This is a genomic window from Pseudomonas sp. H1_A03, assembly GCF_054685145.1.
The window spans coordinates 1,470,614-1,487,092 of record NZ_CP162829.1; the positions used below are offsets into that span (position 1 = coordinate 1,470,614).

Genomic DNA, 16,479 nt, shown 5'->3' on the forward strand with positions numbered 1-16,479 from the left:
ATGAAACTGGTCAGAACCCGCCAACGCTCCGTGATGTGGGTCATCGATGTACTGTTGACCCTGATGGCCTGGGCCGGCTTGATCTGGTTGTTGGCACGTGGGATTACGTCGATGCTGGAGACGCATGGTGGCCCTCGATTCGAGGCGCCGATTTTCGCCGCGCTCAATACCCTGCAGATCTACCTGTGGATCGCCCTGTTCAACGCCGTCATCCTGATCAGTTGGGCGCGCTACCAACAACGCCGAGGTCGCAAGTTCGCCCAGCGCCGGGCCGAGGCCAAGGCGCTTACTGACAAAAACCTGAGCGAGAGCTTCAGCCTCGGCGAAGGTGACCTTGAGCAACTGCGTCGGCCTGGGGTGTTGGTGATCCATAACGACGAGGAAGGCGGTGTCGCGGAGGTGAAATCCCATGTCTCCCGTGATGTAGAAAAACCTGGGTTGACCCTGGTGCCAGGCAAGGATCAGAACAAAGACGCCAGCTAAGAAGAACGCTGGAAAATCGTTCCCATGCAACGTGGGAACGATTTTGGTAAATACCGATAAGTGGGATCCAATTCACAAAACCTCCGCGAACTTTTCTGACTTTTTCGGTACTAACTTATCTCGGCAAGAACTTGATGGCCAACTAGTGGCAATTATTAAGTTCTCCGGCGAAATCGTCATCAATACAGCTGCCGCTTGTCGGAATATAACTTCCAGTAATAAGTCGTATGTCTGTTTGATAGTTTTTAATTGTTAATAATCAATGAGTTGCGCGAACAGCTTGAATAATTATTCAACTTGCTCTGTTCTTTGAGTAAGCGGAAGTTCGATGTTAGTTTGCCGCCCTTGATTTTCGATGGATCGAACATGTCTTTGTTAACGCCACGGACTCGGTATCTGCTATGCACTTTCCTGCTCGCTTATTTGAGCTTGAACAGCGCCATGGCCGCCCCTACGCCAGGGGATCAAGACCTGATCCGCGACCGCCAGAATCGCCTTCTCGAAGAGCAGCGCCGACGCCTGGAAGAACTCCAGGACCTGCCCGGCAAAGACACCAAGCCCCAGGCCCCCGCACTGCCGGCGGATACCCGCTGCTTTCCCATCCAGGACATCGAACTCAAGGGCGCCGACAGCCTGTCCGGCGGCGACCGCACACTGCTGCTCAAACCCTATGTCGGCCAATGCCTGGGGGTGGCGCAGCTCAATGAACTGCTCAAAGTCATCACCGACTACTACATCGCCAAAGGCTGGGTCACCAGCCGTGCCTACTTGCCGCAACAAGACCTCTCCAGCGGTCATCTCCAGGTGCTGGTGGTGGAAGGCAAACTCGAAGGGCTGAAGGGCGCACAGGGCAGCAGCGTGACCGACCGCGAGCTGGCCATGGCGTTTCCCGGCAAGGTCGGCGAAGCACTCAACCTGCGCGAAGTCGAGCAGCTGGTGGACCAGCTCAGCCGCTTGCCGTCCAAGCAGGCGCAGATGGAATTGACCCCTGGCAGCCAAGTAGGCGGCAGTGAAGTGCTGGTCAAGAACGTGCCGCAAAAGCCCTGGCGCGCCAGCCTGTCGCGTAACAACGACGGCCAGAAAAGCACCGGCGAACAGCAGTGGGGCGCGGGACTTGAATGGGACAGCCCGTTGGGCCTGGCCGATCAACTGATCCTGCGCGGCGGCCACGACGCCATCAGCGACCATCAGAAAACCTCGAAAAGCAGCATGCTCTACTACAACCTGCCGTGGGGCTGGTGGAACTTCAGTTACACCTACAGCGAAAGCGAATACCGCACCTTCTTCATGCTGGATGACCTCAAACTCAAGCAGAACGGCGACAGCCAGAACCATCAGCTGCGTGCCGAACGCGTTATTCATCGCGACGATGTGAGCAAGACCTCGGTCAACGTCGGCCTGTCGCACCTGCGCACCAACAACTACCTGCTTGACTCGCGCCTGTCGACCAGCAGCAACCGCCTCAGCGAATTTCAAGTCGGCCTCACCCATGGCCGACGTATCGGCAATGCCTTCGTCAACCTGGACGTCGGCATGCAAAACGGCATTGGCGCCTTCGACGCGCAAAGCAATCAACAAGAGCGGGATGCCAACGGCAACCTCACGGCGACCCCGCGCTATCGCAAGTACACCGCCACGGTCAGCTACCTGCAGCCCTTCACGCTGTGGGGCGAGTCGCTGAGTTTTTCCAGCCTCGCCACCGGGCAGCGCAGTGAAGACGTGCTGTACCCGGCGCAACGCATGAGCCTGGGTGGTTCGTACTCGGTGCGCGGCTTCAAGGACCAGCAACTGAACGGCGACAGCGGCGGTTACTGGCGTAACGAAGTGCGCTGGGCGCGCCCGGTCACCCTCGACTGGATGCGCCCGGCCTTTGCCGAGTACGGCGCCAGCGTCGGTTATGACCAGGGCGTGATTCGCAACGATCGCTACAACGATGACGAGCATGGTCGCGTGTCGAGTAACTCCCTGGAGCTGTTCGCCCGCGGTAAAAACGTCAGCACCAGCGTGACCTTTGCCCATTCCCTTGAGCGACCTGGCGTGGTGACCGAGCGCGAAGCGCCGATCTATTTCCGCCTGGATTTTTTCCTGTAATCAACACCGCTGCCTTGAGATTTTGAATATGGACGCTCGCCCTGCTACCGCCCTGAAAAGCCTGACCCAACGCGGCCTGGCACTGATCCTGGCCAACGCGCTGTTCTGGCAGCCGCTGCTGGCCCAGGCCGACGGCATTGCGGTCAGCGGCCCGGGCACTACGGTTGGCCAGGCAGGGAATGGCGTGCCGGTGGTGAACATCGCCACACCCAATGGCAGCGGCCTGTCCCATAACCAGTTCAAGGACTATAACGTCGGCCCCAATGGCGTGATTCTCAACAATGCCACGGGCGCGGTGCAGAGCACCCAACTGGGCGGGATCATCGTCGGCAACCCCAACCTCAAGGGTGGCGCGGCGAACGTCATCCTCAACGAAGTCAACGGTGGCAGCCCCAGCCAGTTGCGTGGCTACACCGAAGTGGCGGGCCAGTCGGCCAAGGTCATCGTGGCCAACCCCTACGGTGTCAGCTGCAACGGCTGCGGGTTTATCAACACGCCCAACGTCACCCTGACCACCGGCAAACCCGTCATCGATAAAGTCGGCCGCTTGGATCACTACCAGGTCGATGGCGGTGCGGTGACCATCGACGGCCAGGGCTTGAACGCCAGCAACGTCGACCGTTTCGAGATCATCACCCGCACCGCCAAGATCAATGCAAAGATCAACGCACGCCAGCTCACCGTGATTGCCGGGCGCAACGATGTCGACGCGCAAAGCCTGAAAACCACCGTGCGCGCCGATGACGGCAGCGCGAAACCGGAACTGGCGATTGACTCCTCGGCCCTGGGCGGCATGTACGCCGGCGCCATCAAGCTGGTGGGCACTGAAGCCGGCGTTGGCGTGAAGCTCGACGGTACGTTGGCCGCCAGTGGCGGCGATATTCAGCTCGACGCCAACGGCCACTTGAGCATGGCCCAGGCGGCCGCCAGCGGCGCGGTGGATATCAAGGCCGCGAGCCTGGAGACCAAGGGCGCGGTCTATGCGGGCACCCGCCTCAAGGCGCAGACCAAGGGCACGCTGAAAAACAGCAAGACTCTCGCCGCTCGCGACAGCATCACCCTGGCCAGTAACGGCCAACTGACCAACACCGGCATCATTGAAGCCGGGGTCAACGCCGACAACACCCGCAATGCCGTTGGCGACGTCACGTTCGACAGCCAGAACATCAGCAACACTGGCACGGTGATCGCCAATCGCACCCTCACCGCCACTGCCGCGCAAAACCTGGATAACCAGGGCGGTACGATGAGCGCCAGGCAGGCGCTGGACGTCACCGCCGATAGCGTCGACAACCGCAACAAGGGCCAGTTGCTCAGCGACGGCACACAAACCCTCAACGTCAATGGCCTGCTGGACAACAGCCAGGGCGGCATCATCGACAGCACGGGCGCGTTTACCCTGCATGGCAACCGCCTCGACAACAGCGCCGGCAACCTCACCGGTGGCGGTGCGATCACCCTGGATCTGCTCGGCGACCTGATCAACCGCAACGGCAAGCTGGCGAGTGTCGGGCCGTTGCTGGTGCAACGCGCTGCCCACATCGACAACCAGGGCGGCAAGCTCGCCAGCCAGGGCCTGCTGACGCTGTTCGCCAACAGCATCGATAACCAGAACAAAGGCACCCTCGCCGCCAACGGCGGGGTGGCAATCACCACGACGGGCCTGCTGCAAAACGGCGCCGACGGCTTGATCCACAGCGAGCAGGGCGGCCTGAACATCACCGCCGGTACCCTCGATAACAACGGTGGGCGCATCGCCGCCAAAGCCGGTAACGCAGTGGTTGACGCGATCAACTTCAATAACGGCAACGGCACACTGTTCGCCGGCAGCGGTGTGAGCCTTACCGGGGTCAATGTCGACAACGGCGGCGAGATCGCCGGCAACCGGATCGACGTCAACCTGCGCGGTACCCTGACCAACCGCAGCTTGATCGAAAGCGCCACGACCCTCGATGTCGCGAGCGCCGGCCTGAACAACAGCGGCCAGATGCGCGCCCTGGGCAACACAGGTAAAACCCGCTACGCCATCGGCGGCCTGTTGAATAACAGCGGCAGCCTGGAAACCGCCAACGACCAGTTGAGCCTCGCTGCAAACACCTTCCAGAACACCGGCGGCAAGGTGTTGCACGTGGGCACCGGCGTGCTCGACCTGAGCGGCATCAGCCTGGATGACGTCGGCGGCAGCCTGGTCACCAACGGCGACCTGACCCTCGACAAAACCGATTGGACCAACAGCACGGCGATCCAGGCCGGGCGCCTGACCGTCAACGTCGACAACCTGAAACAGACCGCCACCGGCCAATTGCTCGGCACTCGCAGCCTGGTCGGCAAAGGCCTGGACTGGACCGTCGGCGGTACCGTCGCCAGCCAAGGCAACCTCGACCTGTCCGTAGACAACCTGCTCAATGACCACGGTTTGATCTTCAGCGGCGGCGACATGAACCTGCGCACCGACCGCCTGAAAAACCTCGGTGCCACGATTTACGCCATGGGCAACCTGCGCGTCGATCGCGACGGGCAAGGCGCGGCGGCCACCAGCATCATCAACAGTTCGGGGACGATCGAAAGCGAGCGCAACCTGATCCTGGCCGCCAGCACGATCGATAACATCCGTACCGTGCTGACCACCCAATCGGGCATCTACAGCGCTTCGATCACACCCACTGCCTGTATCTTTGGCGTGACCGGTGGCGACTGCGACGGCGGCAAGCAGAACCGACCGTTCCAGATCACCGTGCGTGATCACTTTATCGTCAGCGACGCGACCGCAAGTTCCAGCATCACCTCCGGCGGCGACATGCTGCTGAGCGGCGGCGACCTGCTCAACAGCAGCAGTAGCATTGCCGCCGGCGGCGCCATGACCGTGCGCGTCAATCAACTGAGCAACGTCGGCCTTGTGACTCACGACACCCAATACGACCGGGTCTTTACCTCCGAACGTGAGCGCAAGCCGGGTGGTTGGTACCGCGAAGCGGCCTCCTTCACCCAGCGCTATGCGGCGGGCCAGAACATGGACGGTGTCGAAGCCGGCCTGGCTTCGTTCATCGGCAAGATGCAAGACGAAAAGACCGCCCTGAGCAAAACCACCCAACTGATGGCGCCCGACCAAAGCTACGCCGCCGTGATCCAGGCCGGTGGCGCCGTGGACGTGAAGGCCCAGGACGGTATCGATAACCGTGTCGTGAACCGTGGCTACACCTACGTCGGCAGCGGTGCCAACACCCATGCACCCGGCTACTCGACCGAGGTCAAACTCAACTCGCAATTGCCGCCGGACCTCACCCAGCAACAGGTCAACCCACTGAGCCTGCCGGGCTTCGACCTGCCCACCGGGCAGAACAGCCTGTTCCACCTCAACGATGGCAAAGGCGCCAACGGCCTGCCCACCAGCCAGTTCGCGACCAGCCCGCACAAATACCTGATCGAAACCAACCCGCTGTTTACCGACATGCGTCAGTTCCTGGGCTCGGACTACATGCTGACCCGGCTCGGCTACGACCCCGAGACGGCACAACGTCGACTGGGCGATGGTTTCTACGAGCAGCGCCTGATCCAGCAAGCCGTTCTCGCCCGTACCGGCCAGCGTTTCATCGACGGCCAGACCAGCGACGCCGACCTGTTCAAGCACCTGATGGACAACGCCATCAGCAGCAAAACTGCGCTCAACCTGTCAGTGGGCGTCAGCCTCACCGCCGAACAAGTCGCGGCCCTGACCCACGACATCGTGTGGCTGGAAAACACCACCGTCGCCGGCCAACAAGTGCTGGTGCCGGTGCTGTACCTGGCCCAGGCAAACAACCGCCTGGCGCCCAATGGCGCGCTGATTTCCGGCAGTGACGTGAGCCTGATCACTGGCCGCAACCTCAATAACGCCGGCACCCTGCGCGCCACCGGCAGCCTGCTGGCGAACGTCGGCGGCGACCTCGCCAACAGCGGTTTGATGCAAGCGGGCGGCCGTCTCGATGTGCTGGCCGGCAACAACATAAGCAACCGTGCGGGCGGTGTGATCAGCGCGGGCAACGTCAACCTCGCCGCCGGCGCCGACCTGCTCAACGAACGCAGCGTCACCACCCACGAAAGCGCGAGCAGCTACCGCACCGAACGCAGCGACTTCGTCGACAGCGCCGCGCGCATCGAATCGGCCAACGATCTGGCCTTGAAAGCCGGTGGCAACATCAACAACGTCGGCGGCGTGCTCAAGAGCGGCGCTGACATGGCGGTCCAGGCCAAAGGCGACGTCAACATCACCGCCTCGAAGAGCCTCGACAGCGGCGCCATCGGCACCCGTTCCAACTTCACCACCATCGCCCAGCAAGGCTCCGTGGTCGAGGCTGGCCGCGACCTGCACGTGATCGCCGGGCGCGACATCAGCGCCGTGGCCAGCCAGGTCGAGGCCAAACGCGACGTCAACCTGATTGCCACCCGCGACCTCAACGCCATCGCGGCAGCCAACGAACAGCACTCGACCTACAACTCGAAAAAGATCAAAAGCATCGAAGACCACGTGCAGCAAGTCTCCAGCGTGATCAAGGCCGGCGGCGACGCCACCCTGAGCGCCGGGCAGAACCTGCAATTGGTCGCCAGCCAGGTCAATGCCGGCAACGAAGCGTACCTGGTCTCCGGCAAAAACCTCGAGCTCAAGGCTGCTGCAAACCAGGACTACAGCTTCTACAGCAAGACCAAGAAAACTTCCCAGGGCAAGAAATTCCGCCTCGATGAAACCGACGCCGTGAACAACGTCGGCAGCCTCGTCAGCGCTGGCAAAAACAGCACCGTCGTGGCCGGTGAAAACTTGCTGCTGGCGGGCAGCTCAGTCACTGCCGAAAAAGGTGCGACGCAATTGGTCGCGGGCCAGGATGTGAGCATTCTCGCCGTCAGCAACTCAGACAGCGCCCGCCACGAACGCAAGGAAAGCAAAAGCAGCTGGGGCGGCCTCAAGTCGAGCAAAGTCCAAGACAAAGTCGACGAAAAACGCACCACCGCCCTGGGCAGCATGGTCTCCGGCGAAACCGTCACCGTCGCCGCCAAGCGCGACGCCACGGTCACCGGTTCCAACCTGGTCAGCACCGGCGACCTCGCCGTGCAAGCCGGCCGCGACCTGACCATCGACGCGGCGCAAAACACCTTCGCCCGCACCGACATGCACAAGGAGAAGAACCGCGACCTCACCGGCGTGTTGACCGGCAACAAGCTCGGTCTGGACGACATGACCGGCAACCAGAAGCTGTACATCAACAGCTCCAAACACAACGGCACAGCCAATGAAATGACCTTGACCGGCAGCACGATTGGCTCTAGCGCGGGCAACGTGTCGCTGACGGCGGGGCGTGAGTTGAAGGTGGTGGCCAGTGATTTGGTGAGCACCAAGAACATGGAGTTGAGCGGGGCGAATGTCACCGTTACTTCGGGAATGGAGACGGTCAGTCAGACCAGTCAGGACAGTTCAAAAAGTTTGGCGGTTGGGCGTGTGATCGCGGGCTCGGTGGTGGACACCGCCACCAGCATGCGCGATGCCGTCAAAGCGGCGCGCAGTGCTGATGACCCACGCCTCAAGGCAGTCAAAATTGCTCAGGCAGCCCTCGCCGCCTACAACCTCAACGGCCAGGCGTCGGACGCCAATGCACAAAGCTCCGGCTTCAAAAACAAAACTGGCGGCACGCCCGGCAACGGTTCGCTGATCAAGATCGGCACTGAACTGGCCAATAACCGCAGCAAGAACAGCAGCGAATTCAACAGCGCCACCGCCAAGCAGAGCACGCTCAACGCTGGGCAAGACTTGTCGATCGTTGCCACAGGCGCGGCGGCGGGGACTCAGGGTGATATCCAGATCACCGGCAGCCGCTTGAAAGCCGCCAACACCCTGTTGCTGGCCAAAAACGATGTGCTGATGCAAAGCGCACAAAACACCACCGACCGCAAAAACGAAGGGTCGAAAACCAAAACCGCCATCGGCGCCAGCTTCAATATTGGCGAGCAAAACGGTTTCACCCTCGACCTCGGTGCGCAGGGTGCCAAGAACAATGGCAACGGTAACTCCGTTACTCAAGTCAACAGCACCCTCGATACCGGCAGCCTGTTGTTGCAAAGCGGTGGCGATACCACCCTCAAAGGCGCCCAGGTTCGCGCGGACAGGATCAAGGCCGATATTGGCGGCAACCTCAATATCATCTCTCTCCAGGACACCGAGTCATCGCGCAGCAAACAGAACAGCGCAGGCTTCGGCGCGAGCATCTGCGTGCCGCCGTTCTGCTACGGCTCCACCGTCGCCGCCTCGGCGAACCTTGCCGCCGCCAAGATGAACAGCGACTACAAGGGCGTGACCAACCAGAGCGGCTTGTATGCGGGCACAGGCGGCTACGACATCAATGTCGGCAAAACCACCACCCTGCAAGGCGCGGTGATTGCCAGCGAAGCCAGCGCTGACAACAACCGCCTCAGCACGGATCGTCTGATCGTCAGCGATATCAAGAACAAGAGTGAGATCGAGAGCCAGTCGGCGAGCATCTCGGTCTCCACCAGCAGCGGCGGCGGCACCTCGCCGGGCGGCGCCATCCCGATAGCACTCAAGGATAAAGACCACAGTTACACCCGCAGCGGGGTCAGCGAAGGCACGATTGTGGTTCGCAATGCCGAAGGCGCCAATGACCTAGTCGGGCTGAACCGCGACACTGCCAATGCCAATCAGAAGCTCGACCGGCCTGATGAAAAGGCCATGCAGGAACGTATCGACCTGATCCAAAGCTCGGCGCAGTTGGCCAGTGGAGTGATCAGTGCGGTGGGCAAGGCGAAGGCGGACGAGGCGAAAGCACTGGCCGATAAAGCCAAAACCCAGACCGAAGCCGGTTCGCCGGACGCCGCTGGAACGGTACTCGCAGCAAATGCCGCTTATGCGGAAGCCAAGCGCTGGCAGGTTGGTGGCGACAAGAAGTTAATGGCAGACATTGCGACCGGGTTGATTGCGGCAGGGCTGGGTGGTGCACCTGTGGGAACGACGGTGGGTATTGTCGCTAACACGGCCTCCAGCGATATCTTCAATAAAATTGGCGATTACGCCCACTCACGTGCGACTGATCCGAAGGCAGATGCGGCCACTCGGGCGGCTTGGGCTGAAGGAGGCGCGGCGCGTGTGATGTTGCATGCGCTGGCGGGCGCGGCTATGGGGTTGTCCAGTGGCAGTGTGCAGAGCGGTGCGTTGGGCGCGGGGGCTTCTGCGGCCTTGATGCCGAGCATTGCGGATGCGTTGGGTAAAAATGGTATCAAGGGTGTGGATCAAGATGCGATGGCCGCATTTATCGCAGCAGGCGTCGGGACTGTAGTCGGCTCTGGCAACGGTACCTCTGGCGCTGTTGTTGCGGCGGGGAATGCGATGTCGGTAGACGTCTATAACCGAGCTGCTCATGAGGCCGAGATAGCTGCGATTAAGGCTGAGGCGCAGAAAGGCGACTTCACGGAGGCCAATCTGGATAAGGCCACGTGCTACATCATCAAGTGCTGGGCTCATTTGGATAGGGGTACGAAGGAATATCACGATGCATATCTGAGCGAGACCGATATGGTCGGTTTGAGCAAGGAGCTTGAGTGGGTAAATGCGCAAAAAGACAAAGGGCTCTTCAATTACTCAATGACCGATACCGTATTTGACTTCAGCACACGCGATGCCCTTCCGGTGACAAAGGATGCTGCCGCGATAGGGGGGAGCGATTAGCGTGTCGGCGGGTTACGCATTATGTGTCTCGCTAGTCGGGTGCGGCTTCGGCATTCCGATGGGGACCTTCGGGCTCGGCAACGTGTCAGAAGGTATTACGGGAGTTTATAATCATTTCAACAATAGCCGGGGTGGCTATAACCCCGTAAAAGAAGTATTTAATGAGATTCCTGGCGGTTATGGACCTGTTATTTATAGTGGTGCAGATTTAGCATTGTCATTGGGCTCTGGCTTCGTTAAGGTTCCTCTTAAAATGGGCTTGGCGGACGGACTTAATAAGCCTAACTCGATGTTCGGAGTTACCGTGCATAGTTTTGATAATAATAAGTTTGTTTTTGGAAAAGCAGTACCCTATGGCTCAGCACTGACACTGTATCTGAAGTCTGTTGCTGATAAAGGGTATACTTTTTATGAGGGGGTTTCGCATGAGAAAAAATAAATGGATAGATGGGTTTTTTTTATCCATCTCCCTTTTTTTTATGATATTGGCTATTAGCTTGGTACTTGCAATGCTCATCGCGGCTGTGATTACTCTTGTCTTGGGTACGGACTCTCCGTGGGTTTACAACTGGATCGGATTTCCTCTTACATTTTTATTTTCCGCGTATTGGATCGTCACGAGATGGAAGTATGTCAAGTCTTATATATCTGGTAATGGGGGATGGTAGTACACGGTATTACTGAGATAAAGGAAACGGATTTGTTCAGTGGTAATCGGGGTCAGGCAACGTTTTTTGTGTGAGTGTGAGTGGAGCTTGCTTGGCAATATTGCGTTCTTTAAAAATTGAGTTTTTATTTTTATCTGTGTGAAATGCTTCAAATAAGGCGGTTATGAAAATAACCGCCCATTTTTATTTATGAATTTTGTGAATTCAACTTCCGCCCAATCACATCGAGCAAATCACACCCATCTCTCAGCGGAATTGCCAACAACAGTGCAAAGTCGTGCAGCACAATCGCATCACTGCTGATCTCCTCCCGAAACGCAAGGTTCTCCAAAAACTGAGTCACCGCACGAATGCGGTACGTGGCGGCGTCATAGAGAACATCAAGGGGCGCTTGCGTGTCGATCAGCAGCGCCGGGATAGCTGAATCGTGGCCTGTCAGGGGCATGTATCTATTCATTTTTGGACTCTCTACTTAAGTGATGAATGCCATCACTCAACCGTCGCCAAACGAATGGGTGACAGCTGTACGCAGGTTGGCGAACCGGCAGTAGAGAAAACCGGCAGACCCGAAGGTCTCCCGCGCACAGCCGTCATAAGACGACTTTGCAGGCGCGCAAGTGGCTGCAAAAAAGCTCCCAGCTTGCGCATTCTCTACCGTCAGGTCGCCAAACCTGAATCGCCATGTGGGCGACCGGCGGACTATAAGTCCTCAGCGTAAAAACGCGCAAGGCATCAAAAAGCCAACACGTCATTCTGCAAGCCGGCTGCAACCTGCACGTGATCGCCACCCTCAACGCCATCGCGGCAGCCAACGAACAGCACTCGACCTACAACTCGAAAAAGATCAAAAGCATCGAAGACCACGTGCAGCAAGTCTCCAGCGTGATCAAGGCCGGCGGCGACGCCACCCTGAGCGCCGGGCAGAACCTGCAATTGGTCGCCAGCCAGGTCAATGCCGGCAACGAAGCGTACCTGGTCTCCGGCAAAAACCTCGAGCTCAAGGCTGCTGCAAACCAGGACTACAGCTTCTACAGCAAGACCAAGAAAACTTCCCAGGGCAAGAAATTCCGCCTCGATGAAACCGACGCCGTGAACAACGTCGGCAGCCTCGTCAGCGCTGGCAAAAACAGCACCGTCGTGGCCGGTGAAAACTTGCTGCTGGCGGGCAGCTCAGTCACTGCCGAAAAAGGTGCGACGCAATTGGTCGCGGGCCAGGATGTGAGCATTCTCGCCGTCAGCAACTCAGACAGCGCCCGCCACGAACGCAAGGAAAGCAAAAGCAGCTGGGGCGGCCTCAAGTCGAGCAAAGTCCAAGACAAAGTCGACGAAAAACGCACCACCGCCCTGGGCAGCATGGTCTCCGGCGAAACCGTCACCGTCGCCGCCAAGCGCGACGCCACGGTCACCGGTTCCAACCTGGTCAGCACCGGCGACCTCGCCGTGCAAGCCGGCTGCGACCTGACCATCGACGCGGCGCAAAACACCTTCGCCCGCACCGACATGCACAAGGAGAAGAACCGCGACCTCACCGGCGTGTTGACCGGCAACAAGCTCGGTCTGGACGACATGACCGGCAACCAGAAGCTGTACATCAACAGCTCCAAACACAACGGCACAGCCAATGAAATGACCTTGACCGGCAGCACGATTGGCTCTAGCGCGGGCAACGTGTCGCTGACGGCGGGGCGTGAGTTGAAGGTGGTGGCCAGTGATTTGGTGAGCACCAAGAACATGGAGTTGAGCGGGGCTGATGTCACCGTTACTTCGGGGATGGAGACTGCGAGTCAGACCAGTCAGGACAGTTCAAAAAGTTTGGCGGTTGGGCGTGTAGTGGGTGGCATGGTCGTCGACACCGCCACCAGCATGCGCGATGCAGCCAAGGCGTCGCGCAGTGCCGACGACCCGCGCCTCAAGGCAGTGAAGATCGCCCAGGCGGCGTTGGCGGCCTACAACCTCAATAATCAGATGGGCGACCTTGCTAATAAAATCAACGGCAATGACGACACCAGCGGTAGTTCCTCCGGCTCAATGATCAAGATTGGCACCGAACTGGCCAACACCCGCACCAAAAGCAGCAACGAGTATGCGGCGCAGACCGCCCACCAGAGCAGCCTCAATGCCGGTGAAAACCTGTCGATTGTTGCGGCGGGCGATGCGCCGGGTACCGCAGGAGATCTGTTGATCACCGGCAGTTCATTGAAAGCGGGCAACACCCTGCTGTCGGCGAAAAACAACATCCTGCTGCAAAGCGCGCAGAACACCACCGACCGCAAAAATGACGGCTCGCGCAATCGAACCGCCATCGGCGTCAGCTTCAACATCGGCGAGCAAACCGGTTTCACCCTCGACCTCGGTGCGCAAATCGCCAAAAACCTGGGTTCGGGTAGCTCCGTAACCCAGGTCAATACCACCCTGGATACCGGCTCGCTGGTACTGCGCAGCGGGCAGGACACCACACTGGCCGGGGCCCAGGTGCGTGCTGATCGCATTGATGCCGACATCGGCGGCAACCTCAACATCCTGTCGCGCCAGGACTCCGAAACGTCCAAGAGCAAGCAGAACAGCGCCGGTTTTGGCGCGAGCATTTGCATTCCTCCGTTCTGCCTAGGCTCCACCGTTTCTGCGTCCGCGAACCTGGCGGCGTCGAAAATGAACAGCGACTACCAGGCGGTGACCGACCAGAGCGGCTTCTTTGCCGGTAAAGACGGCTACGACATCAATGTCGGCAAGACCACCACCTTGCAAGGCGCGGTGATTGCCAGTGAAGCCAGCGCTGACAAGAACCGCCTCAGCACGGATCGCTTGCTGGTCAGCGATATCAAGAACAAGAGCGATATCAAGAGCCAGTCGGCGGGCGTGAGCGTCTCCGGTTCTTACGGTGGAGAGGTGGGAACACTCAAGCCAGGTCCCTTGTATGGCATGGCACTAAACGACTCGGATCACAGCTACACGCGCAGTGCGGTAAGCGAAGGCACGATCATAGTGCGCAACCCTGCGGGCGCTAGCGATCTCGTCGGTTTGAACCGTGACACGGCCAACGCCAACCAACGCCTCGACAAGCCCGATGAAAAGGCCATGCAAGAGCGCATGGACCTGGTCAAAAGCTCGATGGAGCTGACCAAGGGCATTGGCGACGCGATTGCCGAGGCCAGAATCAAGGCAGCAAACGACCCCAACAGCGACGTCAGCAAAGCCACGCGGCAGAAGCTGATTGATGACGGTGTCGCTAACCCGACACCGGAGCAAATCAGCTTTCGTGCCCAACAGGATTACGGCGTCGGCAGCAGCTTCCAGAAAGCCAGCCAGGCGGTGACGGCTGTGGTGCAAGCGGCCATGGGCGGTAGCGTCGGGGGCGCGTTGGCGGGAGCGGCGGCGCCGTATCTGGCAGAAACAATCAGGGACAGGACCAAGGGCGACCCCACAGCCAATCTGATGGCCCATGCGGTACTGGGTGCTGTGCTCGCCAAGGCTGGCGGTAACTCAGCACTTGCTGGCGCAGCCGGTGCTGTTGCGGCGGAGGAAACCGCGCGTCTGATCAAGGAAAGCCTGTATGGCGATGTCAGTAATGAAAAACTGTCCGAAGGGCAAAAGCAGACAATCTCCAGCCTCGCAACCTTGGCAGGTGGTCTTTCCGGGTCGCTTACCGGCAAGGGCGCGCTGGATGCGGTCGCAGCGGCACAAGTCGGTAAGAACGCGGTTGAAAATAACCTTTTGAGTCCAGCCAACGAGTCTTTGCTTCAAAAGGCCCGCGACTCGTTCAAGCGCAACAAGTACACCCTCGAGGACGCAAAGACGCTTATCGCGCTCGATCAGCGAGATCAGATTTCAAATGCCCTGGTTGAGCGCCTGCGCCGCAACCCAGACTCGATGTCGGCTGCCGATAAAGTCGCAGCACAGGCCTACCTCGCGGATTACGAAAACGCACTTGTTGCGGCGTATGGTCAGGGTGAGGCTGATCGTCGCATCTACGCGCTGATGCGGCCCGGTCCTCTGCGGCAAAGCAACGATGTGGCATACGCGGCTGGCAGTTCCAATAAAGACGCTTCGCTGGAACGGCTCTATCCCGGCGACTTGTTGGCGCAGATGAACCGCTCTCCTAGCGAAAACGAACAGCTTTACCGCGAAGCGCAAAAGACATTGCGCATCGGACAGAACTACGAAGGAGAAGCTGCAATCGGTACGCCGGCTTTGTATGTGCTGGGCGGGGGCATGGGCTTGGCGATACGGTTGGTGACGGCTGAAAGTGGCATATTGCAGGCTACTTATGGTGGGGTGCAGACCTACAAGGGTGATTCGGGCGACGGCGCCCAAAACATTTTCCTTGGGCTTTTGAACGCTTCGGCTGCTGGGTTGCCGAGCGTGTTTAAGGGGCAGTCGGTTGCAGGCTCTGCTAAAGGTGCGGTTGCTAAAAACGAGGGAATGTTTTGGGGGCAGGCGGACTCGGAGATGGGTATTCCGATTGAAAGGAATGTTCTACCAGGCGGTCCAGATTTTGCCAAAGGAGTGAAAACGCCGGCAGGTTCGGTAGAAAGTCAAGCGACGCCTAATTTTCTAAATCAATTCCCAGATCATCCAACAGCTGTTCCAACACTTATCGCAGATACAAAGTTGACTAAAGGTATAGGAACATATAACTATGTTGTTCTTGAAGATGGTAACTTAGTAATCGGGCGAAAGTTTAATGAGGTAGGTGGAGGTCACATTGACCTTGCGAATAGTAAACCCGTTATTGCAGCTGGCGAGGTGAAAATTGTGCGCGGGGAAGTTAAATATATAGATAACACTTCTGGGCATTATGAACCTTCCGGTCGCGCTGCACAGATCGCAGCAGAAAATGCGTTCTCTCAAAAAGGACTTGATGTGACTGGTAAATACATAGAGAAAGTCTGGGTGCCAGATCCTGGTAATCCAAGAAAAGGTGCTTGGGTGCCAAAATGAATGACATTATTGAACAGTTTGATATTCTTTGTGATGTAGCTATGGCCGCTTTTAGTGAAGAGCTGGAAATTTCCTATGAGATGTCATTGTTAAATATTTTAGAATTTGTAAAAAAACATCCGGACTATAGAGAGTGGTTTATAGATAGATTTAAACTGATTTTAACATCTAGGAACTCGCCATTTGAAGCTGTGGCATTTTGCATGCGTGAGTTGCAGTGGCCTGAAATAAAAGAATTTGTAATTTCAAAAATGAACCCTTCAGAAGATCCTCGTAGTGAGGCCCTTCGAAGTCTATTGACCGCATATGATGAGTTTTGGCCGGATTCGGATCTTTATAGTTATTATAGTATGAGTTAGTTTGTGTAAAGATAAAGGAGGATTGTTTAAGTTTTTCGTTTGGCGGTAAGCTATTAAATAAATCTTTCCCCTGTAATGTGGGGTGCATGTGGGAAGGTGGGTCAGGTGTATGGAATCATTACGCAGGGATAAAGGGGGCGGATTTATTTAAATGTGACGCTGATCGGTAGGCTATTAATAAATCTGTCCCCTTTAATTCTGATACCTTTGCAGGCAGTGTTGAAGGCCTACGACA

The 16,479-nt window shown here is 58.1% G+C and carries 7 protein-coding genes; 6 read left to right on the forward strand and 1 reads right to left on the reverse strand.

What is annotated here, in order from left to right:
* The 4 genes from pgaD (at position 1) to AB4O35_RS06880 (ending at position 10,718) form a co-directional block, all read left to right on the forward strand.
* Positions 1-483, forward strand: coding sequence for a poly-beta-1,6-N-acetyl-D-glucosamine biosynthesis protein PgaD (pgaD, locus tag AB4O35_RS06865; protein WP_065872807.1), 483 nt, complete (start codon positions 1-3; stop codon positions 481-483).
* Positions 484-849: 366 nt separating this feature from the next.
* Positions 850-2,574 carry a ShlB/FhaC/HecB family hemolysin secretion/activation protein gene (locus AB4O35_RS06870; protein ID WP_065945765.1) on the forward strand — a complete coding sequence of 575 codons (1,725 nt, stop codon included), beginning with the start codon at positions 850-852 and terminating at the stop codon, positions 2,572-2,574.
* A gap of 28 nt (positions 2,575-2,602) precedes the next feature.
* Positions 2,603-10,279 (forward strand): two-partner secretion domain-containing protein, encoded by a 7,677-nt coding sequence (locus AB4O35_RS06875; RefSeq protein ID WP_460149575.1) that lies wholly within the window; start codon positions 2,603-2,605, stop codon positions 10,277-10,279.
* Between the two features lie 82 nt (positions 10,280-10,361).
* Entirely contained in the window at positions 10,362-10,718 is a 357-nt protein-coding gene (locus AB4O35_RS06880; protein WP_460149576.1) for a hypothetical protein, read from the forward strand.
* 416 nt (positions 10,719-11,134) lie between these two features.
* Here AB4O35_RS06880 and AB4O35_RS06885 read toward each other — a convergent pair whose 3' ends face one another.
* Positions 11,135-11,392, reverse strand: a complete 258-nt coding sequence (locus AB4O35_RS06885; RefSeq protein WP_065872837.1) for a hypothetical protein — start codon at positions 11,390-11,392, stop codon at positions 11,135-11,137.
* Between the two features lie 332 nt (positions 11,393-11,724).
* Here AB4O35_RS06885 and AB4O35_RS06890 point away from each other — a divergent pair, with 332 nt between their 5' ends.
* On the forward strand, positions 11,725-15,885 hold the full coding sequence (locus tag AB4O35_RS06890) for a hemagglutinin repeat-containing protein (protein WP_460149577.1): 4,161 nt from the start codon (positions 11,725-11,727) through the stop codon (positions 15,883-15,885).
* Entirely contained in the window at positions 15,882-16,244 is a 363-nt protein-coding gene (locus AB4O35_RS06895) for a hypothetical protein (RefSeq protein WP_083207087.1), read from the forward strand. Before AB4O35_RS06890 ends, AB4O35_RS06895 begins: the two co-directional genes overlap by 4 nt.
* Positions 16,245-16,479: the final 235 nt, after the last annotated feature.